Below are 23,087 nucleotides of genomic sequence, written 5' to 3' on the forward strand. Positions count from 1 at the left end.
CCGCTTATCGCGGGGCTTTTTCATGGTGCAATTAACTCAACGAAATAGTGCTATTAATACCGCTAGATACATTTTCTGGCTCAAACCAGCGGGCAGTGACCGTTTTGGTCTGCGTCCAGAAGGTAATTGCCTGCTTGCCATTCGGCCCCAAGTCGCCAAGCTTGGAAGCTCGCGAACCCGTAAAACTGAAGTACGCGACGGGTACAGGGATCGGCACGTTGATACCAATCTGGCCTACGTCGATATCGGTTTCAAAGCGCCGTGCTACCCAGCCTGAGTTAGTAAAGATCGACGTACCGTTACCGTTAGGGTTAGCGTTGATAAACGCAATCGCGTCATCCAGCGTCTCCACACTGACCACGCATAGCACTGGGCCAAAAATTTCTTCCCGGTACACCGTCATATCAGCGGTCACATCGGCAAACAGAGTTGGGCCAACAAAGTTGCCGTTTGGATAGCCATCTACCGTGCAGCCACGGCCGTCTACCAGTAGTTTAGCGCCCTCTTTTTCACCTGCTGTAATCAGGCGTTCAACGCGCTCTTTCGCTTGAGGTGAGACAAGCGGCCCTAGGTCTGCATCGCGCTGAGTGCCAGGACCGACTTTCATGCTACGCGCGCCTTCCTCAATATCTTTTAGCCACTCACGAGCCTCGCCTACTAGCACGACAACCGAGTTAGCCATGCAGCGCTGACCAGCAGCACCAAACGCCGAGCCGAGTAGGCTATCAATCGCCTGACTGCGGTTGGCATCCGGCATAACAACGCAGTGGTTTTTAGCTCCCATCATCGACTGCATACGCTTACCTGCGGCGGCTGCACGGTTGTAAAGCAAGGAGCCCACATGGGTCGAGCCAATAAACGAAAGTGCTTTAATATCCTGATGATCGGCGATCTGGTTGGCAACATCTGGGCCGCCATGGACTACGTTTAAAACGCCTGCCGGGACGCCCGCCTCATGGGCAAGTTCAACCAGTCGCATGGTGGAACTGGGGTCTTGCTCAGACGGCTTCAGGACAAAGGTATTTCCCGTTGCGATGGCAAGCGGAAACATAAAACAGGGCAGCATAATCGGGAAGTTGAAGGCGGTAATACCTGCGCCAACGCCCAACGGCTGGTGCATAGTGTAAACATCGACTTCATTCGCGGCGTTTTCCGCCAGTTCACCCAACTGCAGCGACGTAATTGAACAAGCGTGCTCAACGACTTCTAAACCGCGCCCTACTTCACCTTCAGCGTCAGGCAGGGTTTTACCGTGCTCTTCGGTAATTAGCGCGGCTAATTCAGCAGTATTTTCGCGTATCAGTGCCTGAAGTTTCAGCATGATGCGCATGCGCTTGCCAAGCGGCACTTTACGCCACCCTTTAAAAGCTGTTTTAGCGCTGGCAATCGCACGTTCCACCTCTTCGGCGGTACAGAATGGTACGCGGGCAACCACTTCCTGAGTCGCAGGGTTGACCACATCACGCCAATCCTGGCTTTGTGACATGACTGGCTGGCCATCGATATACATAGGGATTTCACGAACGGACATGACTTCCTTCCTCAACGTTGTGTTTGTTATGAGACGCAAAGATGAACTCTAGGGTATATCAGTAAGTTGACGTAAACGTCAATTAGCCACTTGATAAAGAGTTAGCCAACTCAGCGCTGAGTAAGCAGCCTAGGACTGATGTTCCGCCATTAAAAGGCATCATAAACGCCGTGGAGAACATCAGTTTAGAGATTGGAATGGATGTGATGCCGATTAACGCTGGATAAGCCCGTTGGTTAACCACGGCAACCAGGCGAGAAGGACAAGAGTCACTAACGTTGCTAGCAAAAACGGCAGCAGCGAGCGAAATATTTTAAGCGGCGGCGCACCCGTCATTGAGGAAGCGATAAACAGCCCTGCCCCTACGGGAGGCGTTAACAACCCCATCACCAGGGTTAAACACACCACCACACCAAACTGATAGGGGCTAATAGCGAACTGGCTTTGAGCAATGGGCATTAAAATCGGCACCACTAAGATTAGCGCCGCAATGCCATCAATCACCATTCCCACTAACAGCAGTGCGCCAATCACCAGTAGCAAGAACACGAAGGGGTCGCTGGTCAACGCGGCAATCCATGCGGCGGCCATCTGCGGAAGCTGCTCATAAATCACCACCCAGCCAAACACGCCAGCGGCGGCAATCAGCATGATGACCAACCCAGCATTAATCGCCGTGCGAGTTAGCACCTGGGGTAGCTGGCTTAAACGCAGGTCACCGTATACAAAGCGGCCCATGATTAAAGCCGCTAGAGAGGCCAGCGCAGCCGACTCGGTTGGCGTGGCAACTCCCCATAGGATGCCACCAATAATGATCACTGGAATGAGCAGTGCTGGTAGCCCCCAAAGCAGGTCATGAAGTGCCTGAGAGCGAGTCGGCCACTGGCCTTTAGGGTATTGCTGAACCAAGCCTACCAAGGCAATCACTATAAAAAAGCCTGTTCCCAAGAGCAGCCCCGGCAGCAACCCCGCAATAAACATTTCTGCAATAGGCACTTGGGCCATGACGCCAAACAACACAAACAGCATGGAAGGTGGAATAATCGGCGACAGTAGCCCACCCGCGGCGGTAATCGCCGCACTGTAGGATTTGTCGTAACCTTCCTGCTCCATTGCTGGCACCATCGCACGGGACATAATGGCAATTTGCGAGGCTGCCGAACCAATAATCGCCGCCATCATCATATTGGCGACTAAATTGATATAGGCGAGACCACCGCGAAACCCTCCTACTAAAATGCGCGCTAGAGCAATTAAACGGCGAGTTAAACCGCCTTCATTCATTAATTCGCCCGCCAACATAAATAACGGAATCGCCAGCAATCCATAGCTTTCAATGGCGCTAAACAGCTGCTGTGGATACGAATCAAACAACACCGTATTGCCTGACATCTGGATATACCACATGGCAGTCAATGCCAGTACTAGCGCAATGGGCACAGCGCCGAGCAACAGCAGCAAAAAAACAGCAATCGTCATAAACGGACCGTCAATAGGGTAAGCAGGATTAGCGTAGCGTTTTGGCAGTGGGTGCTTGGGTCGGGGTTCGCCATTGTTTGAGTGACTGGATAAGATTTGTCCAGCCATGCAGGCTAAGGGAAAATGCAAACCACGGCACAATTAACCACGCCCAGAATTTTTTAACGCCAAGAGTGGAGGTGTTTTCAGCGTAAATAAAATTGAATGTTTGCCCTTGAAAAGCACGGGTATCAAACCCCGCTTGCACCAGTGCAAGTGGCTGATACCAACGCCAACAGAGCCACGCTAACAGCAGAGCAAATAACAGCACCATGGCATCTACCCAGATACCTATCAGTTTCCGGCCGGTTTGCGGTAGCAGATCACTCAGCAACGTGACCGCTATCCCCTGGCGGCGTTTAAACACCGTGGCGGCTATCAAAAAGGTCATCCAGATCATGGCATAAATTGCCAGCTCGCTAATCCAGTAAAGCGGACTACCTAGCGCGCGAAACGCAATATTGGTGAGAATCAGACAGGTAACCGCCGCTGCTAAAGCAGCGGCGGCAATCTCTTCACAGCGTGCAAGCCCTGATGAAAAACGTTGCAGCATATTACTCGTCACGTAACCGGTCAGCTTCGGCGCGTAACGTTTCTAACATAGGTGCCTTAGGCGCCCAGATGTTTTCCCACTGTGCAATGGCGTCAGAGAAAAACTCAGCATCCGCTTCAACGATGTTGATATCCAAGGCGCGAATTTCCTCTTCCTGAGCGGCATCCTTCTCTTCAAAACCCACCAGCACGTTCTCTAGATGCTCAGCCATCGCAGTATCAATCAGCTCACGATCTTCTTCAGAAAGATCGCGCCATACTCTCCCAGACACGACGCCCACCATAGGGAACATCATATGGTTAGAAATCAGCAGGTTTTCTGCCTGCTCGTAGAATTTCAAAATCAAAATAGAGTCGAAATCCATATCAATGGAATCGACCTGACCGTTAGCCAGCGCGTCATATACTTCTAATAGCGGCATGGGTGCAGGGGCAGCACCAGTAGCCGTATAGAAATCACGAATCGGCTCGAAAGGGGTAATACGTAAACGCTGCCCCTGCAGATCGTCGGCGCTTTCAATAGGGTCACGACTGAGCACTTGGCGCATGCCTACCATGCCGTAGCCAACGCCAATTAAGCCGACTTCTTGTGGCATTAATTCGAGTAGTTCCCCAGCCGCGTCAGAACGCAACAGCCGTGCCGCGTGATTAACGTCATCAACCAAGTAAGGTGCGTATAGTGCGCCAAAATCGGGAATACGGTTGGAAATTTCGGCAATCGTCAAGAAAGCCATATCTAACGCGCCGGTTTGCAGCTGCTGAACCATTTGCGCTTCATTGCCAAGCTGCTGAGCTGGAAAAACACTAACGCTATGCTCGCCATCAGAGCGCTCGTTAAGTGTTTGGGCAAAGGCTTCCGCCTCGGTAGACCATAGATGCTGTGCAGGCGTGATAAGGCCGAGACGAAAATCCCGCGCTTGAGCACTCATGGCTGAAACGGCGAGCGTGGCTGTTGCGCAGGCAAGCGTAAGCGTTTTGATGCGATTCATGCAAAGCCTCTTGTATCCAGCGGAAGCGCCTAGAACGCTTCGCGTGTTTTTTTAATTGATAGGCTTTGAGAATACCTTAGCGTTAGCGTTAATGGCACCCGCCATTACGCTAACGCAACGGAGCTACTTACGCCGCTTCGTAAGCCGCTTTTAAGCGGTAGAACTCATCAACAATCGCTGCCATTTCAGTCGCGTCATACTCACATAAGCCGCTGACCACTAATTTCTTCGAGCCTACTCCAACCGCTTCTCCTGCAGACTCAATCGAGAACTCAAGTAAAGCATCAGCACGCTTGCCCTGAACCTCTAACGATGAACTCGTTAGGGCTAAGTTTGGCGAGAAACCGTCTAAGCGCTCTAAGGAAAACCCCATGCTGTCGTAAATAACCAAGGGGCGCTTGGGGTTAAACATTACCCCGTGCTGCTCCATCAAAGGCTTTAAATAGTGAGGAAAGTTCTTCCCTGAGAACGCCACATAGCAGCGGGCAAACGCCTCAATAGCCGCTTCATCGTGAGTAATCTCCCCCCCACGAGTCACCTGCAGGTAGCATTTGCCTCCTTCATCGCAGACAAGTAGATCACCATTCGCTTCTTCACTAAACTTGAGTGGTGTATCAGCTCCCACCATATTGGTGAAGCGAAATTCCATTTGTCGCGACAACCCAAACTTCACCAGCACCAGCGTAAATAGCAGGTCTCCAGGTACGCAAAAACGGCGCGCATCTGGATTGTGAATCGGGTTGTAATCGCCGGCCACGCCCTTAGCGAAACGGCTGGCCTGCTCAGCAGAGATCACAACATACTCTCCGCGTTGCGCGTAAAAATCCTTGAACATGGCTTTGCTGCCTGCCTAGCGTTGAAATCGAAAACCCATTACGGCCCCACGACGCGCATAATGCCATAAAACACGCGCCGACAGGAGTCATCTGCAAGGAAGCCCGTATGCCGAACAAGTACCTTAGGTCAAAACGTCTACCCCGCATCCTACTACTCACGCTATTAAGCGCTTTGATAGCGGCATTGGTATGGGTATTTGGCAGCTCTTGGCTGCTGAATAGCCAATGGCTACCCAAACGGCTGTCTCAAATTGAGGGGGTCGAAGTACGCTGGACGAATGCAAACAGCCTTCACCCAGGGCGCTGGGAAGTAGAGAACCTCTACTTAGCACGGGAAGACGACAGCTTGCCGATATCCGTTGAAGCCCAACGTGCAACGCTTTCGCTGTCGTTACTAGCACTTCTGCGCGGCGAACTACACATACAGACACTCGATGCCAACGGGCTTCGCCGCTTGACAGTAGGCGATATTGCTCTCGAGGCACAAGGCCAGCTGCAGGTGGCGGATACCCAGCTAAGTCGCGCTGCGTTAGCCGTTCCAAGTGTGTCGTTGGATATCAGCCAAGGTCACCTAATACGCCTTAGCGACCAAGCCTCGTTAGTACAAAATATCCAGTTGCGCGCAGATGCCTCTCTGGACAGTGTTACTACCGCGCAAATTCCCCGCGCAGAGCTCACCGCTGAACTGCTCAGCGCCCTCTCCGCACAACTGACCCTCGCAGCGCAGGCAGATGCTTGGGATGTATTTATGCCCTATTTAGAAGCGCTGCCCTGGCTGACACTTGATGGTCACGGCAACTTAGCGGGAGAACTTAACCTAAGCGATGGCAAGCTACAGCATGGCAGCGAGCTAACCTTAAATGCCCCCGAATTACGCTTAGCGGTGAACGAACAGCGCCTGCAACCCCGCGAAACAGACGACCTGCGTTGGTTGGTTGCAGAAACACCGCTTCCGCTCCACACCGCCGTTGGTGAAGGCGCCGTGCGCTTGGCGGTAGAAGACAACATGCTCAACTTTTCAACGCAACTCATCAATGTCGTCTTGGCGGATACCCACCCTTATGCCACTAATACGCAACTTCGCCTAGCGACCAGTATGCCCAATCAACGCTTAGACCAGTTAGATCTGCCCACTGGCGCCTTGTTGGAACTACAAGGCGACGTCACTCGCCTGGACATGCTTGATCGCTATCTGGCACACACTTTTGATGGCCAAGGGGTTCGGCTTGAAGGTAACGGCCAAATTGAAGCCAGCGTGACGCTACGTGACGCCAAGCCTCATGACGCCTTCTTAGCGATTCAAGCACCAACACTCGCGGCTAATTTACTTGATTTCACGGCTCAAGGAAGTGGCTCGTTGGCCGCACAACTGTCCAGCGAAGAGACGATAGACGCGACACTCACCTTCACTGACGCCACCCTTAGCCACCATCAGCGAACGTTGATGGCGGACGCGGCCATTACGTTGAATGCGCTTAGCCCACTGAACCCCGCGCTAGCGCGAGAAAACGCCACTGCCCGCCTAACCTGGCAGTCCGCGCGCTTACCTGACATCAGCGTGTTACAAACTTATCTTAAAGCCGCCCTGCCCGACCCGGCTCCATTACAATTGCTTAGCGGCCAAGCGACTAGCCGTGGACAGCTCGACTTCACCGCCGATCAAATGCGCGGTGAGATCTTTTTAACAGGAGAGCAACTAGCCACCCGCTGGCAACACACTGAACAGAACGGCGTACTGGAAAGCGACGCACAGCTTAGGTTAGCCATTCGCCAAGCTGCTCTTGATGGCACAAGGCTTGATATCAGCGGATCACGTCTGCGCTGGCAAGTGGCGGATACGCAGTCTACCAATGAGCGTTTAGAGAGTATTTTAGTGCTCAATGACGGCCGTTTTCAGCGCAGCGACAGTAACGGTGATGAAGATAAACCGCTCAGTGGTGAGTTTTCACTCGAAGGTAGCATTCAGCAGCTGGGATTCTTAAATACCTTTTTACCCGACGCCCATGGCTTGGCAATTGCGGGTAACGGCCAACTGTTCGCTCAAGGGGCTTTTCGTAATGACCATTTACTTGCCCCCACCCGCCTACGAGTGAATGCCAATCAGCTTGAGGTGGCATTTTTAGATTACGTCGCCACTGGGCGTGGCGAATTGACTGCCCAGCTCGACACGTCTGAGCAGGCCCAGCTTTCACTAGGCATTCCACACTTTGCGCTTATGCGCCAGGACGATGACCGCCCCCATTTGGAAGGCCGCCACTTTGCCCTCACAACCGAAACTGAACGTTTCAGTGACGTGCTGGACTCGCCAGAGCCCGATTTCTTCACTACTCGCATCGCACTGCCTATTACGGAGGTGCCCGACTTCACCCGCTATAACCGTTACCTACCTGAAAATGCCGGGGTTACCTTATTGGGCGGCCAAGCTAGCCTAACCAGCGAATGGCTGCTGGATGGGCTTACCGCACAGGGCGACATGACACTGCATGCGTTTGGTGCCGAACTAGCGCTACTTGATCAGCAGCTAAAAGGCGATGTTGAACTGCATCTGCAACTCACCGAAGGTGATTTAGAGACACGGCGTTTCAACGCCAATGACTCGTTTCTGCGTCTTGAAAACGTCTTTCGGCAAAGCTCGGAAGGCACACAAGATGCTGGCTGGTGGGTACAACTCACTATGGAAGAAGCGCAGCTTGAGTGGGACGACCCAATTCGTCTAACCAGCCAACTGCGTCTTGGCATGCGCGACACCGGGCTACTGGCCCGGCTCTTTCTCGCCCGCGCCAGACAAAGTGATTGGCTGGGGCGGTTATTAAACGTGCATGACATTAACGGTAGCGCGCAGCTTCAGATCAACGGCGAACGCATACGCCTACATGATCTCACGCTTAGCGGCGGACCACTTTTGCTGCTTTCCGATGTCACCTTAGCTGAAAAAAGCGCCAATGGTGCGCTCTATGCACACCTTGGCGCTCTAGGGATAGGTGTAGAGCTGATCGACAGCGAACCCACGTTAAAGGTACTGCAACCAAGACGCTGGTTTGATCGCTGGCGAGAAGCAAATGCGTTTTGAAAGACAAAGAAAAAGAAGGAAGCAGAGGCAAACACGCCTTCCTTTCACGGCATCACCAAAGGAAGGCCACCCGGCTAACGTTTTTTACGCTCTCGCCGGATCATCCGTACTCGCTCTTTAGCTTTCTGAGGGGTTGATAGCGGTGCCGAAGCCTCATCTTGCGTTTTCGGTGGTAGCGTAACCCAGGCAAATACCGGTAGCGCCAGATGCCAGTGAATCGCCGCTAGGCGCAACCCAAGTGTCACCGTTAATGCAGCTGCAATCGCAAAGGTTAGCGGCGCCTCTAACGCATCGAACACCACATACACCATGCCACCCGCCAAGGCTGCCGTTGCGTAGATCTCTTCACGGAGCACCATGGGCACCCGCTGGGCTAGCACATCACGAATCATACCACCCGCTACCCCTGTCATCATGCCCATTAACACCGCCACAACGCCTGATGTGCCCAGTAGCAGTGCTTTATGGGTGCCTATGACAGTAAATAGCGCCAGCCCAAACGCATCCGCAACGGGCAAAAAGCCCCGAGAGAGGCGATGAATATAGTGAAACCCCACCAAAGACACACCCACTGTGGCTAATATCACCCACAAATAGGTCGGATCAGTCACCCAGAAGACCGGACGGACGCCCAGCACCAAATCTCTGAGTGTGCCGCCGCCAATGCCGGTCACCGCCGCCAGCACCAGCATGCCGAAGGGGTCCATTCGCGAACGACAGGCTAAAATCACACCTGACAAGGCGAATACGATGACACCCGCCATATCCAACCAATAAATCACACCCGACACGCGACTCTCCTTGGAGACATGCTAATAAGGCGAGCAGGATAGCACTCCTATGAGTACTCGGGTCATAGCGAAGAAGATGAGATCACTAATCAGTGGCTGTCATGCAGTACGCAGGCCAATATACGCTGAGTAGGTTAGGCTAGTGGACAGCTTCATCCATAAACAGCAAGGAGCACACATGGACTGGAACCCTGCTTATACTTGGCTGGTGATTGCTCTGCTGCTAAGTCTCGCAGAATTAACGTCTGGCGCAATGTTACTGCTTGCGCTGGGAATTGCTGCGGCGCTGACCGCTGCGGTAACTGCACTAGGGTTATCGCTGCCGTGGCAGTTACTTAGTATGGGGATTTTCGCAGGTGTCTTAGTGCCTTTAGGCGTTATGGTTATTCGTCCGCGCTTTTCGCCAAAAGGTGTGGCCTACGGCACGACCGGCACGGGCGTTGAAAAAGGTAATCATTACAAAACACTGGTTCGCGACTTTGACAACGCCACTGGCATTAAAGTGAACGGTGATTTCTACCGTTTGCGTGTCATTGAGAGCGGTGATACCAACTTGCCGCCAGGAACCCGAGTCATCTTTAAGCGCTTTGAAGGTACGACGGCCTTAGTGACGCTGACACCTCCAGATAACGCTAGCCCCCAGGATGCAATTTCCCCACGCAAGGAGCCATAAGCATGAATAACCTCATGGATTTATCAATTAGCCCAGGCCTGCTTATCAGCCTGATTATTGTCGTTATTGGCGTGCTCATCATCTCGAAAGGATTGGTCATTGTTCGCCAGTCAGAAGTGATGGTGATTGAGCGATTAGGTTCGTTTCATCGCGTACTTGAAAGCGGCATCAACATCATTATTCCGTTTATTGAGCAGCCACGCGCGATCACAATGCTGCGCTATCGCAAAATGGGCGAAGACTACACAGCCATTACCAGCGATGAAATCCGCATTGACCGCCGTGAAACGGTCATGGACTTCCCGGGCCAGCCAGTCGTCACCACGGATAACGTCACCGTGAGGATCAACGGCGCGCTTTACTATCAAATTATCGACCCTAAACGAGCTGTCTATGAAGTAGAGAATATGAGCCAAGCAGTCGAGGTTTTGGCTAAAACCACGCTTCGCTCAGTGGTCGGTAAGATGGAGCTAGATAAACTGTTTGAGTCTCGTGCCGAAGTTAACAATGAAATCCAGGCAGCGATGGAAGAGCCCGCTTCCAAATGGGGTGTCAAAATCTCTCGGGTAGAGGTGCAGGATATCGCCATGCCAGAAGAGGTAGAGTCGGCGATGCGCCTGCAGATGGCTGCTGAACGTAAACGCCGCGCCACAGTGACAGAAGCAGAAGGTGAAAAGTCTGCAGCCATTGCAATGGCTCAAGGACAGCGTGAGTCGGCCATTCTTAACGCCCAGGGGGATAAAGAGTCGGCGATTTTACGCGCTCAAGGTGAGCAGGAATCCATCAAACTCGTGCTTAGTGCCATCGGCGATAGCGAAGAGAACAAGCGCACCGTAGTTGGCTATCTACTTGGCCAAAGCTATATCAAAGGGCTGCCCAACATGGCGAAAGATGGTGAGCGGGTATTCGTGCCTTACGAGTCCTCTGCTCTACTGGGCTCAATGGGTATGTTCCGCGAAATGGCAGGATCACCTGAAGATACTGTCGCCAACCATCTCAAAAATCGCAACAGCAGCGAGAGCGGCTTCCGCAGCGGCATCGTAGGCGGCGCCGCATCCACTTAAAAAGTATGCTTTTAATAATACTGCGCTAGTTACTATTTCTATCAACTACTTCTATCAGCTATTTCTATCAGCGACGCAAAACCTGCCAAGGCTGGGCCAACAGAGGCCCAGCTCATTTCGCCACTTCCTAGAAACATTTATTAACGTTGACGAAACAACCATCGCCTTGGGCATATTTTTAGTTAAACTGGGAAGAATCTTTGCTGTTTGCCTCATGTGCGCCTCAATCAACTCGTAGGCTTTGATTGAAGTACTTACAAGAAGAAGGATCATAATCAGAGGATTAGACGTTCATCATGCTGCCTCGTTGGCTTGCCATACGTCATTACACTCAGCTGCTCCTAATACTGACCACGCTTGTGATGCTTCCAAGCGGGCTTTTCGCTGCTTCCCCGCCACAACCACTGCAAAGTTGGGAATATCGCTGGGGCGATTCTCCTCAGGATTCAAATAATCGCCTTCTATGGCTGCACAGCAACGCAAGCGAGTGGCAGGCGATTGACTCTCCACTTAACCCGCCTGGCCGCGAGGGGCACGAACATCTCTGGTTACGCACGACGCTACCCTCCGGAGACTGGAACGATCCAGTTCTCTTTATCACTAGCATGAATCTTATCGGACAGGTTTATCTAGGTGACAAACTTATTTACCAATACGGCGAGTTTGACGCTCAGGGTAAGGGGAGCTTTGCAGGTTGGCCCTGGCATATGATCGACTTACCCGACGATGCTGCCGGGCAATTGCTCACTTTTCGCTTCTACTCTTACTACACCAGCATCGGTCTATGGGGCCAAGTACAAGTGATGGAACGTAGTGATGTACTAAATCAGGTTATTCACGACTCCGCTCAGGATCTTGGCGTGAGTGCGCTGGTGTTGGTGCTGGCAATTCTGGCAACTATTTTCGCGTTGATAGGGCCACAACGCCAAGGCTTTGGTGCCATTGCGCTGTTTGCCTATGCTTCAGGGTTGATGTTGCTTGCTGAAACTCCTGCTCGCCAGCTAATTTCAGATGGCGCTCTGGGTTGGGACATGTTGCGAGCGGGCAGCTACTATACACTGCCAGTGGCATTGGGCTTATTACTCAGCAACTGGCTGGAAGGCACGGCCAAACACTGGATCACACGGCTATGGGTTACCCATCTGCTATACCTCGTTTTCGCTATGGGTTTAGTTTTGTTGGGCGTGATCAGTCTTTCGCTTACTTTTCCCATCTTTGACGTCATGCTAGCCATCTCGCTCCCTGTCATGTTGGTGCTAGCACTCATGCGCTTTCAATGGCTGAATGTGGAGCAGCGACTACTAGTAGTGAGTTTTACTTTCTTCGCCCCACTGCTGTTAGCCGACATGGCCGTCGCCCATGGTTTTGTAGCCTGGCGCAGCGTTCCTTTAAGCTATGGAACATTAGCTTTCACTGTCGCCAACGCTGCTATTTTTCTGTGGCACTATCGCCATACTCAACAACAACTTGCCCTTGCAAATGAAACTCTTGAGCAACAAGTAGCGTCCCGTACCGCTGATCTTGACCGACTCGTTCAGGAGTTAGATAGCCTATCCCGCAAAGATCCATTGACGGGTCTGCATAATCGTCGCCACTTCGACTCAGCATTTGAGCACCAGTGCCAGCGAGTACGACAGCCTACCAGCCAACTCTCTGTACTGATGCTGGATGTGGACTATTTCAAACAGATCAACGACGATTTTGGTCATGATGCAGGAGACGCCGTTCTGGTGGATATTGCACAGTTGCTGCGACAACATCTACGTGATCTCGACGTCATCTGTCGTTTTGGTGGGGAGGAATTTGTTGCCTTGCTGCCTGCCACATCGCGAACTGTTGCCGAATCCAGAGCAAAAGCACTGCTAATATCCATCTCGCAAACGGCATTTGCTCATCAGGGTATACCGCTTCGGCAGATCACGCTTTCCTGCGGTATCGCCACTTACCCTGATCACACCCAAGACCCCAAGACATTGCTACGACTTGCCGACGAGGCACTTTATCAAGCAAAACACAGCGGGCGAAACCGCTGTGTTGTCTGGGAAGACTCTCTTGAAGATAAAGGCTTTTTATTCGGTAAACAACAAACACTATGAACGTTAATGGCGTGGATTGTTAAGCAGAATCTGTCTTCAAAAAGTGCTCCACAAACACCTTATAGTCTTGAGATACACAGTCGGCATAGGCAATTGCCAGGGTCGTCACTACCTCAATAAACTGCGCTTCGCGACCTTCTAAACGTTGGCATACCGCGTTAGCAAATGGTGCTGACTGACCACGGTGAAGCGCCTGAGCACCGCGCACATGTTCACGTGCGAGAATTTCACCCCATTGGCGCGCTAATTTACGGTAAGACTTTCCCCCTGAAAGCTTATGAGTAGGCACATCTTTTTTAAACGGAGAGCGCTCCCGCACCGAAAAAACTTTGCCATTCATGGTCAGCCAACCCAAGTAGGCATCGGGGTGTTCGGCAATGGCATGAAATGCCGCTGCATGGCGAATGCCTTCATTAGGAAATAACTTTCGCCACGCCTGTTGCTGGGCTTTATTCATTAAGCCATAAGCTTCCGGTGCTACTTGTTCTTTAACATCTAATATAACGTCGTCGTGTTCATGATCCGCGCCACCCTCAATCAAAACATAATAACGCTCTACGCCTAACGACCCCGTTCCCGCACCAAGGCGGCGAACGGTGTCTTTGACACGAAAATGTTTTGGGTCACTCTCTTTGATCGGGTGCTGTAACGTCTGTTGATATTCTTGCTCAATCAAACGACGCAGCTGGCTGGCGACATCTGCTGGTAAGTTCGCAAGCTTCCCAGAGCGCTCAGCGAACATGCGCCCTTTCTGACTATCGAGGGTTGTCCATTTTTCCAGCATACGCGCCCGACTCTGCTTATCAGCGACGTTGCCCATGAAGGCCTTCAATGGTCCCTTGGCGCTATCCAGAGTCACCGCTTCAATAGGTTGCTCGTTAGTCAGCTTATCTTTTTCATAAGCTTCTTGGCTATAAACAGCTAGCGTATGGATATACCCCTCTAACAACTTTTTCAGCGCTTTAGCCGTCGCTTTAGCACTTAACGCGGCGTTTTCACGGCTGTCCAGTACCACGCTGATCGCCAACCGCCATACATCGTATTGATAGTCACCTATCAACGCGTCATCGAAGTCATCCATACCGTAGCGCACTTGGTCATCGTGATGACCATAAGCGCCGAAGTTATAAACGTGCGCATCGCCCTGAAGCCACGTTTGGGTATTAGGCCATCCACCGAATAGCGCAAAGCGCCAGTCGTGCCAAACGTCTTGCCAATACAAGTGATTAGTTCCACGAAAGAATCGGTAGGGAGACACGGCCATTTTGGCGTACTTTGCTTGGCGGTGCGCTGCATTGAGCGGCGCATTCACCTGCTGAATTGCCTCAATCACTTGTTGTGGGCGGTTATGCCCGGTTAATGCATGGCTCATCGCGGTGCCTTTATCGGTGCGTAAAAAGCAGTCTGCTATTAGCGTAGGCGATAAACGTTAACAGAATAAGTCATTAGCAGATTATGCCCATGTCCAGCTAACTAGCACCGCCAGATTGACCAAAACAGTCATCCAGAATATACGCCTGAAGGCGCGCTTTTGTGTTTTGTGGCGAAGCCATTGCTGTGCAACCATTGCCCCAGGCCAGCCGCCCAATAGTGACAACACATGCAAGGTATTTTCGGAAATCCGCTGCGCGTTTTTTTGTGCGGCGGATTTATCTACCACATAAGTAAGACATGTCACCACGCTGACCGCTAGGTAGATGAACAGCAACCACATAGGTAGCTTTTCGATGACGACCGCGGCGGCCAGTAGCGCAAAAAATGTCAGCGTTATGACCAGTGACCGCCCCACAGTGCCTTTCACGTGCCGAGGTGCGCTAGCCTTTCTATTCAACATGAGTGTTTTGCTCCTTTCCTTGAGCCTCGATTATTCTGTTGATGAGCCCCCATCACAACGACAGCAAATCAACGCAGACACTCACGAACGCCCCACCGCTCAAAAGCTCGGCTATTCGTGTTCTTGCAAAGCAGCTAAAAGCGGGCTTTCTGCCAACGAACCGCCCCAGCCATCGCTGTGCACCAACTCATTTAATGAAAGCCGGGAGCGCCACCCTTTTGCCTCCAGCTCGGGCTGATCTAAAAACGTGCTGACGTAGCCAAGGCAAAGATAAGCCAACGGATAAACATGTTCAGGCAACTTCAACGCCGTGCCTAGCTGATCTTGGTCAAGAATACTTACCCAGCCAACACCAATGCCCTCTGCCCGCGCTGCCAGCCAGAGGTTTTGCACGGCTAAACACGTACTAAATAGGTCGGTATCCACAATGCTATTGCGCCCTAGCACATGGGGGCCTCCCCGGCTGCGGTCACAAGTAATGCAGAGGTTAATCGGACTTTCTAATATGCCTTGGAGCTTCAATCCTTTGTAGCGCTCCTTGCGCTCTCCCTCAAACCGCTCAGCGGCTTTTTGGTTTTCTCGCTCGAACATCGCCACTATCGCCGCTCTAACCTCGCGGCTTTCGATCACAATGAAATCCCAGGGCTGCATAAAGCCTACCGAGGGAGCATGGTGGGCTGCCTTTAAAAGCTTGGCCAGAATTTCCGGGGCAATCGGGTCGGGCAAGAACTGTGAACGCACATCGCGCCGTTCATAAATGGCGCGGTATAGCCCGCGCTTCTCAGCATCTGAAAAGTGGTGACTCGGGGTACTCATTGGGTGTAAGGCCTTTGATAATACAAATATAGGTGCAGCCTACCCCAGAACTTCGCTGCGTTCATGAATAGAGCAATACAGAGTTAGATTCCAAGCAGCGGTGAGTCGTATGATCTGGAATACACGCTCTATCAACTGCCATATACCTGCTAACGCCCCAGCCCGCCAACATCACCGGCCAGGGCAATAACACAGATCGTTAGAATGAAACAGGCTTCATTTTCGTAGCCAGCTCGTCATCTATTGCATTCGCGCGTTTAGCGGCAGGCCTGCTTTCCGTGCGTTCTATGTATTCTTTGAATACCTCTTTTGGCGGAATATTTTTCTGCATTATTCCCCACCATAGGTAGCTGCTGAGCACGATATCCGCTGCAGTGAATTGATCGCCACAGATATACGGCGACGTTTCCAGCGCCCTTTCCAGGGTATTAATACTGTCGTCTATATGGCCACAACCAACGGCCTGGGCGTTACTGTCATCAATGTTCCACCCATAGGCGACTGCACTGGTGGCCATTTCAAAGGGACCGGCTATGAAAAACAGCCAGCGATAGTAAGCACCGCGCTCAGGTGATTCCAGCGGCGGCGCTAGTTTTTTACTTGGAAACTGATCTGCAAGATAGGCAACGATGGCCGCCACCTCGGTGACGACGATGTTGCCATGCCTAATCGCCGGTATTTTACCCATGGGGTTAATGGCTAGGTATTCCTGGCTCTTCATCTCAGTGCCGTATTCCATGGTCTTTGTGACGTAGGAAATACCCAGTTCTTCTAGCATCCAGCGCACTACGCGGCCACGGGACATAGGGTGAGTGTAAAAAATTAGTTCTGACATGCTGATCTCCTTTTTCAGTCACTTCTTCAGTCAATGTTTCTTCCGTCAATGCTTCAGATGACGTGAGCTACTGCGAGATCAGGTTAATTTGTAAATAGGTGATAACTTGTCCTATATAAACGCAATAATTTAATTTGTTTGCAATGCTTGAGTTCAGGCTTCAAAACTCGTTCCAGGAGGAAGGCCGCATGGCGAACCCCACAACACGCGTGCTTGCTGTGCTTGAATTATTGCAGGCTCATAGACAGCTGGGTGGTGCCGAACTAGCGGAACGCCTCGGCGTCGACCGGCGCACCATCCGCCGTTACATTACGCTGCTGGAAGACATGGGCGTGCCGATTATGACCGAGCAGGGACGTTATGGCGGCTACCGATTAGTGGCTGGGTTTAAACTACCGCCCATGATGTTTACCGACGAAGAGACCCTCGCTATATCCCTGGGGTTGCTAGCCGCCCACCAACTTGGCCTTACGGAGGCAGCACCCGCCATTGCCAGTGCTCAGGCGAAGCTTGAGCGCGTGATGCCCGCCAACCTTAAGAGTCGCATGCGGGGTGTCAGTGATACCACTCGGGTAATCCTACCTCGGGGTGCGCCCAGCCTTGACAACCGAGCCCTTGAAACACTGACCAAAGCCACAGAAAGCATGCGAACCGTGGGGCTTATCTACCACTCTCCACAGCAGGGACCAATAGCACGAAGGATTGACCCCTACGGCTTGGTTTTTCAGCGGGGACGATGGTATGTCGCTGGTTTATGCCATCTGCGGGGGGCTATGCGCTCCTTTCGTCTGGATCGTATCAGCAATGTTCAGCTTCAGTGCGATACCTTTACCCGCCCAGCCAATTTCGATGCAGCCGATTTTTTAAGTGACAGTTTGTCATCCTGGAGCCAACCCTATGAGGTATCACTAATACTCCACACCGATCTCCCCACAGCTAATGCGGTATTCGGTTTCCAGGCTCTGTGCGCAAGCCCCCTCGAACAGGTGGAAGGCGGTCTGCTAATCAATACTCAAACCGACAGCTTCGAATGGCTTGCCAGTTGGCTGGCACAGCTCCCGTTTCGGTTCACCATACTGAAGCCAACGGCGTTGAAGGATGCCTTGCGTGAACGAGCCAATGATTTACTGGCAAGTTGTCGACACTCCGTTAGCGACGCTAGTTAATAGCGAGATCAACTTAGTCGCCAGCGCAGCGGCGCTGTTTGGCCTAAAACACCATCAGCGTCCCAATCATTCCAGCCCGTAAAGGGAATGGGTGACTCGGCATCCAAACTTACAACCCGGGAAGCCCAAGCTCCTTTACATGCCTCCAAGTGGCCAATGATTTCAGCCTCCTCTTGATAGCGAATGCCGCCTCCCTGGATGCCATAGCTAACCTGGGGAGCCAACACCTCAAAGCCAACGTAGTACAGCGATGAATGAATTGGCCATAGCCAATGAACCATATTGCCAGCGCGGCCAAAGGGCTGAAACGCCTTTTCTGGTGAACCAGTGGTTACCGATAGCATTGCTCGCTTGCCACGATAGTAGCCGTGATCGTAACGCATGCGGCTTGTATAGCGTCCGCCATATACCAGCACACGATCAAACCAACCTTTCAGAATGGCGGGCTGGGCGTGCCACCATAAAGGAAATTGGAAGATCACCAAATCTGCCCACTCCAGCCGCGCCAATTCACGCTGTACATCCTGCGCTAAGGCGTTTTGTTCGTAGTGAGCCCGCTGCTCGTTGAGAGGATAGAAATAATCTGCATCTGCGGTTTTATACGGATAGAGCTCAGAGCGCTCCACCGGATCAAACTGCTCGGCATAGAGGTCGTCCACTTCAACGGAGTGCCCAGCATCTACTAGCTGTTTTACCGCGATATCCACTAAGCCGCCATTAAACGACTGGCGTTCAGGATGAGCCAAGACAACCAATACATTCATACTGCATCTCCCCTGTTGATTGGTTCGATGACAGACTAACCTGTTCACATACGATCAAACATTGGCTAAAAATGAGAAATAGGCTTGCATGAATGAACAGCAGATAAGATGGGACGACCTACAAATTGTGCTAGCGATTGCCGAAACAGGATCGCTATCCGGCGCCAGCCGAGCGCTGCGTATCAGTCACGCCACCGTCTTTAGGCGTTTAAGCGATATGGAACGGCGGCTGGGGGTGACCCTTTTCGAGCGCAGTCGCACAGGGTATACACCGACCTTGGCAGGGGATGATTTGACCGCTTCAGCCAAACGCGTGCAGAGCGAAGTCAACGGCGCCGAGCGCCGTATTATTGGGCAGAATTTGACCCTCACCGGCAGCTTGCGAATCACCACCACTGACACACTTTTCGCAGGATTACTCTCACCGTTACTGGCAAATTTTCGCCAGCGCTACCCGGATATCACGCTGGAAGTGGTCATCTCCAACCAGCTTCAAAGTTTATCGCGGCGTGAGGCCGATATCGCTATTCGCCCTACCCGTAAGCCACCTGAAACCCTCGTAGGCCGCAGGGTAAGCGATATCAACCTGGCGATTTATGGACAAAAGGCGCTTTGGCAAAACGCCCCTCTCCTTCTAAACACCCCTCTGCCGCTAGACCCACTGTCACTACAAAAAGAAGCCTGGATAGGCCCGGATGTTCATCTAGGCGACACGGCACTTGAAAAGTGGATGATGGATAAAAGCGCCGCCTACAAGCTAGACAGCATGCTCGGTATGCAATCAGCAGTCCGCCACGGGGCAGGGATTGCAGTACTCCCATGCTATCTCGGTGATGCCGATGAAGCACTCCTAAGGCTAAGCGCCCCCATAGAAACGCTGACCACTCCACTATGGCTGCTCACCCACCTAGACTTACGCCGTGTAGCCAGAGTACGCACGTTTATGGAAGCAATGGCGGAGGGGATTCGTGTCAACCTAGAGAGATATAACCACTAGCCCTGTAAGGAGTAGTCAAATGACTTTCTGAGCAACAACGGCGTAAATATGCCACTGCTTGAGCTTACCAAGCAGTGTCTTACCCTGCGTATTATGCTCGATAATATCGATGACTCTAAACGCATCCTTAAAAAGTGCTTGGATGTCAGAATAGGTGTGTATCGATAAATATCCTCGCCCCATTTTTGCCCAGCTGTCATCAGGCCCCATGAAATGGCCACAAAATACACCGCCCTTCAGTAGTGAACGCGTAAGGTTTTGCCAAGCGCTGGCAAATAGCCCAGGGTCACAAAAAAACAGGCTTGAGCATGCATTAATGAGCGCAGTTCTGGGATATACAAACTGTTCAAAGCAGGACACGTTAGGAAATAGAGTTTGATGAATATAACGCCCTCCAACCTCCTCCAGACGCGCTATCGCTGCATCGCTTTTATCATAGGCATGCACTGTATAGCCGTGTTCTACCATGAATAGTGCATCGCGCCCTGCTCCGCAGCCTGCATCAACGGCGACCATAGGCAAGGTAGTGTCCACAACACCAAGCGCCCGCTTTAATGGCGGATAAACCGCAACGCTGAGTGACTTTTCGAGATATATCTGCTCGCTCATTCCAACACCTCAACGCTTTAACAAATGGGCGCAGCATATATCGATGTGTAAGCGGTTATGGCACACATCACTACTGCTCCAATCCCGCTAGGAACTGCTTCAGCAGAGCATCTAATTGCGCCAGTTGTTCTTCACTCAGGCCACTCACCAGTTGCGCCTGCGCTTCCACATGAGCGGTAACCGCCTCATCAATCAATTCAAATCCACGCTGTGAAAGAGAGATCAAAAAACCGCGCCCATCCTCTGGGTTTTTGACCCGCTCAATCAAACCAGCCTTTTCCAACAGGTTGATACGGTGAGTCATGGTGCCAGAGGTCACCATCGTGGAAGCCATTAACCCCCCTGGCGATAACGCAAAAGGGGGGCCTTCTCGACGCAGGGTCGCCAAAACGTCAAAACTTGCACCGTTCAGCCCGTACTTTGTCCAGGTCTTTTCCAGTTCACGGGTTAAGCAGTAGCTCAGTCGCTTAATCCGTCCAAGGGTGGCCATCGGTGCAACATTAAGGTCAGGCCTTTCCTGTCGCCACTGATTAAGAATTCTATCCACATGATCCCTATCTACATGATCTATATCCACATTATCCATAGAAGTACCGCGCTCCTGATTATTACTTAGCTCATTTATCTTGACGTCAAGATAATCTGCATATATCTTGATATCAAGACATTAATTGAGAGCATATCTAATGGCATTATCAAACACAATTGCTACACACTCACCAAAAAGGGTCTGGCTTGCACCACTGATTTACCTACTGTCAGGCGGCGCACTACTAGGCCTATCAACAAACTTGGCTAAATTTGCTGGTGAAATGCAGCTATCTGCACTCGCATTTCTGTTTTGGTCAATCACTGGGGCGGCGTTAATTCTGTTGGCCGTCTCAGCACTGCGTGGTCATTTACCGCCTATTAGCTTGCGTTCGGTTGAGTACTACTCCGTATCTGCACTGCTTGGCGTGGCTGGCTCTAACTTGATCTTTTTCTCCGCTATCCCACATGTGGGTGCTGGGTTCGTTGCCTTGATCATTACGCTACCGCCGCTGCTCACCTACATTGGTGCGCTGTTATTGAAAATAGAAAAATTTCAATTTATTCGAGCGGCTGGTGTTATGTCTGCGCTGTTGGGTGCCATCACCTTAGCAGCCAATAAGCTATCGTCACCTGATGCCAATCACCTCTGGATTCTGATTGCCCTGGCTGGCCCAGTACTCTTAGCCACCGGCAACATCTACCGGACTCTGCGCTGGCCTGCAGGTGTGTCGAGCGGTGCTCTGGCCCCCGGCATGCTGATTGCCGCCGTTGTAATCCTGCTAGGAATAGGCTTCTTACCAGGCTTTTCGTTGCGTGTTCCAACTCAACACCACTTGCCCATCATGCTGATTGCACTCCAAGCGCTAGTATTCGCTGGCCAGTTCTTTCTACTGTTCCTGCTACAGAAAAGCGGTGGCCCCGTATTCCTGAGCTTATTGGGTTCCGTCGGCGCTGTCGTGGGGGTGCCTGTTGCTATCTTCCTGCAGGGAGAAGCCGCCCCGGAGGGCTTACTCCTAGGCATTGTCTTAATTGGCACAGGTATTTTCCTGCTCAATATTGGCAAAGCCAAACAGCTTTCTCGTACTAACTGAATATCTACTCAATCAAGACCCACTAAACCAAGGAATAACTATCATGAAAATCGCTATACTCGGTGCCGCAGGCGACGTCGGAACACGCATGATGAGTGAGGCGTTAGCGCGGGGACATCACGTCACAGGCGTAGTAAGAGCTGAAAGTCAGCGTCATAAGCTGCCTGCTGAGGCAAACTGCTGTGTTGCCGATATATCAGACCCGCGCCAGCTAGCGCAGGTGGTCGAAGGCCAGGATTTATTGATCAGCGCTGTTCGCCCACCAGAGGGGCAGGAAGCGCTGCTGGTGACACTCACGGATGTGGTTCTCAACAGCGCCCTCGCCGAACAACGTGTGCTATTAGTGGGCGGAGCCGCTCGATTGCTAATTCCCGGACGCAACGGAGAAACGGTGTTAACCGCCCCCGACTTTTTACCGGCAACGGCACTAGAAATTGCCAAGGCTTGCCAAGCACAGTATCAACGGTGCCTTGCCGAAACTCGCACAGCATGGACCTACTTCTCTCCTGCCGCCATGCTCGTCCCTGGAAAACGGACAGGCACCTTTCGTCTTGGCTCGGACACTCTTGTCATGGATAAGAACGGGGAATCGCGTATTTCAATGGAGGATTTTGCAGTGGCGATGCTTGATGAAGCAGAAACGCCAACACATATTCAACAGGCATTTACCGTAGGATATTAAGCCGATAAGACGCGGTACACCGAGTGCTAGGGAGCCTCTGGTTAGCTCTCGACGCTTTAATCATCATGTTTAGCGAGAAGCGCTTGATTGGCTTCCGCTATTTCATACTGATTAAACACCCGTATACCATGCTGGCGGAGCAGTGCGGCGGTTACTCCCATGCCTGGCACTTTTTTACCGGAAAAACTGCCATCATAGATAGCGGAACTTCCGCATGATGGGCTAGATTCAGCGAGTACCGCGACGTTTATATTAAATTTAAGGCATAAATCTAGAGCAACGGAAGCCCCCGCCAAAAACTCGGCAGTGACATTGGCTCCCTCTTTTTCAATCACATCGGCTTCGCCATTTATTACGCTTTGACCACTGCCTTCAAAAATCTCTGCAGGCTGTCTGGGAATACTCATCCCCGCCTCAACCTCAGGGCAGACAGAAACGATTCGCCTTTCAGAATGCCACTGCTCAATAATCTGGTCAGCCACGGGAAGAGCTCCACCATCATAGCGAACCTTTTTCCCTAAGAGGCAGGCACTCATTAATACTTTTTTCAAAATATCGATCTCTAGTTTTGGTGGTTAGTCGTTAGAGCACTTAGCGAATACTACCACTCCCCTCCTAACCACTCTCCCTGAGCCGAGAACA

General features: G+C 51.8%; 22 protein-coding genes. 8 read left to right on the forward strand and 14 right to left on the reverse strand.

Annotation, left to right across the window (positions count from 1 at the left end; all coding sequences use genetic code 11):
* Positions 1 to 31: 31 nt before the first annotated feature.
* The 5 genes from ACN06F_RS13130 to ACN06F_RS13150 all read right to left on the reverse strand — a co-directional run bounded on the left by ACN06F_RS13130 (position 32) and on the right by ACN06F_RS13150 (position 5,425).
* Positions 32 to 1,531 (reverse strand): CoA-acylating methylmalonate-semialdehyde dehydrogenase, encoded by a 1,500-nt coding sequence (locus ACN06F_RS13130; protein ID WP_120386539.1) that lies wholly within the window; start codon positions 1,529 to 1,531, stop codon positions 32 to 34.
* A gap of 213 nt (positions 1,532 to 1,744) precedes the next feature.
* Positions 1,745 to 3,010, reverse strand: a complete 1,266-nt coding sequence (locus ACN06F_RS13135; RefSeq protein WP_433924069.1) for a TRAP transporter large permease — start codon at positions 3,008 to 3,010, stop codon at positions 1,745 to 1,747.
* A gap of 28 nt (positions 3,011 to 3,038) precedes the next feature.
* Positions 3,039 to 3,602, reverse strand: coding sequence for a TRAP transporter small permease (locus ACN06F_RS13140; RefSeq protein ID WP_038477273.1), 564 nt, complete (start codon positions 3,600 to 3,602; stop codon positions 3,039 to 3,041).
* Position 3,603: 1 nt separating this feature from the next.
* On the reverse strand, positions 3,604 to 4,590 hold the full coding sequence (locus tag ACN06F_RS13145) for a TRAP transporter substrate-binding protein (RefSeq protein ID WP_433924070.1): 987 nt from the start codon (positions 4,588 to 4,590) through the stop codon (positions 3,604 to 3,606).
* A 127-nt stretch (positions 4,591 to 4,717) separates the two neighbouring features.
* Complete coding sequence (locus ACN06F_RS13150; RefSeq protein WP_038477280.1) at positions 4,718 to 5,425, reverse strand: DUF3581 family protein; 708 nt, start codon at positions 5,423 to 5,425, stop codon at positions 4,718 to 4,720.
* 107 nt (positions 5,426 to 5,532) lie between these two features.
* On the opposite strand from ACN06F_RS13150, the gene ACN06F_RS13155 reads away from it, so the two are divergent.
* Entirely contained in the window at positions 5,533 to 8,496 is a 2,964-nt protein-coding gene (locus tag ACN06F_RS13155; RefSeq protein ID WP_433924071.1) for a hypothetical protein, read from the forward strand.
* Positions 8,497 to 8,570: 74 nt separating this feature from the next.
* On the opposite strand, the gene ACN06F_RS13160 is transcribed toward ACN06F_RS13155, so the two are convergent.
* Positions 8,571 to 9,287, reverse strand: a complete 717-nt coding sequence (locus ACN06F_RS13160) for a trimeric intracellular cation channel family protein (protein ID WP_084183582.1) — start codon at positions 9,285 to 9,287, stop codon at positions 8,571 to 8,573.
* Between the two features lie 178 nt (positions 9,288 to 9,465).
* On the opposite strand from ACN06F_RS13160, the gene ACN06F_RS13165 reads away from it, so the two are divergent.
* From ACN06F_RS13165 to ACN06F_RS13175, 3 genes are all read left to right on the forward strand, one after another.
* On the forward strand, positions 9,466 to 9,960 hold the full coding sequence (locus tag ACN06F_RS13165; protein WP_193060215.1) for an NfeD family protein: 495 nt from the start codon (positions 9,466 to 9,468) through the stop codon (positions 9,958 to 9,960).
* A 14-nt stretch (positions 9,961 to 9,974) separates the two neighbouring features.
* Positions 9,975 to 11,024 (forward strand): SPFH domain-containing protein, encoded by a 1,050-nt coding sequence (locus tag ACN06F_RS13170; RefSeq protein ID WP_038486155.1) that lies wholly within the window; start codon positions 9,975 to 9,977, stop codon positions 11,022 to 11,024.
* A gap of 296 nt (positions 11,025 to 11,320) precedes the next feature.
* Entirely contained in the window at positions 11,321 to 13,120 is a 1,800-nt protein-coding gene (locus ACN06F_RS13175) for a GGDEF domain-containing protein (RefSeq protein WP_271911037.1), read from the forward strand.
* Positions 13,121 to 13,139: 19 nt separating this feature from the next.
* Here the strand turns inward: ACN06F_RS13175 and ACN06F_RS13180 are convergent, their stop codons facing one another.
* From ACN06F_RS13180 to ACN06F_RS13195, 4 genes are all read right to left on the reverse strand, one after another.
* Complete coding sequence (locus ACN06F_RS13180; RefSeq protein WP_038477292.1) at positions 13,140 to 14,492, reverse strand: DUF2252 domain-containing protein; 1,353 nt, start codon at positions 14,490 to 14,492, stop codon at positions 13,140 to 13,142.
* Between the two features lie 81 nt (positions 14,493 to 14,573).
* Positions 14,574 to 14,954: a DUF1294 domain-containing protein gene (locus ACN06F_RS13185; protein WP_038477295.1), complete on the reverse strand. Its 381-nt coding sequence runs from the start codon at positions 14,952 to 14,954 to the stop codon at positions 14,574 to 14,576.
* Positions 14,955 to 15,065: 111 nt separating this feature from the next.
* The gene (bluB, locus tag ACN06F_RS13190) at positions 15,066 to 15,770 is read right to left on the reverse strand and encodes a 5,6-dimethylbenzimidazole synthase (protein WP_038477298.1); all 705 of its coding nucleotides are present in this window, start codon (positions 15,768 to 15,770) and stop codon (positions 15,066 to 15,068) included.
* 199 nt (positions 15,771 to 15,969) lie between these two features.
* Complete coding sequence (locus ACN06F_RS13195) at positions 15,970 to 16,605, reverse strand: glutathione S-transferase family protein (protein ID WP_038477301.1); 636 nt, start codon at positions 16,603 to 16,605, stop codon at positions 15,970 to 15,972.
* Between the two features lie 188 nt (positions 16,606 to 16,793).
* Between ACN06F_RS13195 and ACN06F_RS13200 the strand changes: the two genes are divergently transcribed.
* Entirely contained in the window at positions 16,794 to 17,771 is a 978-nt protein-coding gene (locus ACN06F_RS13200) for a helix-turn-helix transcriptional regulator (RefSeq protein ID WP_038477304.1), read from the forward strand.
* An 8-nt stretch (positions 17,772 to 17,779) separates the two neighbouring features.
* On the opposite strand, the gene ACN06F_RS13205 is transcribed toward ACN06F_RS13200, so the two are convergent.
* The gene (locus ACN06F_RS13205) at positions 17,780 to 18,535 is read right to left on the reverse strand and encodes an NAD(P)H-dependent oxidoreductase (protein WP_038477307.1); all 756 of its coding nucleotides are present in this window, start codon (positions 18,533 to 18,535) and stop codon (positions 17,780 to 17,782) included.
* A gap of 88 nt (positions 18,536 to 18,623) precedes the next feature.
* On the opposite strand from ACN06F_RS13205, the gene ACN06F_RS13210 reads away from it, so the two are divergent.
* Positions 18,624 to 19,532, forward strand: a complete 909-nt coding sequence (locus tag ACN06F_RS13210) for a LysR family transcriptional regulator (RefSeq protein WP_433924072.1) — start codon at positions 18,624 to 18,626, stop codon at positions 19,530 to 19,532.
* A 15-nt stretch (positions 19,533 to 19,547) separates the two neighbouring features.
* Here the strand turns inward: ACN06F_RS13210 and ACN06F_RS13215 are convergent, their stop codons facing one another.
* Positions 19,548 to 20,141, reverse strand: a complete 594-nt coding sequence (locus ACN06F_RS13215; protein ID WP_433924073.1) for a class I SAM-dependent methyltransferase — start codon at positions 20,139 to 20,141, stop codon at positions 19,548 to 19,550.
* A gap of 70 nt (positions 20,142 to 20,211) precedes the next feature.
* Positions 20,212 to 20,727, reverse strand: a complete 516-nt coding sequence (locus ACN06F_RS13220; protein ID WP_433924074.1) for a MarR family winged helix-turn-helix transcriptional regulator — start codon at positions 20,725 to 20,727, stop codon at positions 20,212 to 20,214.
* A gap of 100 nt (positions 20,728 to 20,827) precedes the next feature.
* Between ACN06F_RS13220 and ACN06F_RS13225 the strand changes: the two genes are divergently transcribed.
* A complete protein-coding gene (locus tag ACN06F_RS13225; RefSeq protein WP_038477316.1) occupies positions 20,828 to 21,763 on the forward strand; it encodes a DMT family transporter in 936 nt (311 codons plus the stop codon).
* Positions 21,764 to 21,806: 43 nt separating this feature from the next.
* Positions 21,807 to 22,445 (forward strand): NAD(P)-dependent oxidoreductase, encoded by a 639-nt coding sequence (locus ACN06F_RS13230; protein ID WP_038477319.1) that lies wholly within the window; start codon positions 21,807 to 21,809, stop codon positions 22,443 to 22,445.
* A 56-nt stretch (positions 22,446 to 22,501) separates the two neighbouring features.
* Here ACN06F_RS13230 and ACN06F_RS13235 read toward each other — a convergent pair whose 3' ends face one another.
* Entirely contained in the window at positions 22,502 to 22,996 is a 495-nt protein-coding gene (locus ACN06F_RS13235; protein ID WP_231657554.1) for a DUF523 domain-containing protein, read from the reverse strand.
* Between the last annotated feature and the right edge of the window lie 91 nt (positions 22,997 to 23,087).

The sequence above is a fragment of the Vreelandella sp. 21 genome, assembly GCF_050995515.1.
In the GTDB taxonomy this organism is placed as follows: Bacteria; Pseudomonadota; Gammaproteobacteria; order Pseudomonadales; family Halomonadaceae; genus Vreelandella; species Vreelandella alkaliphila.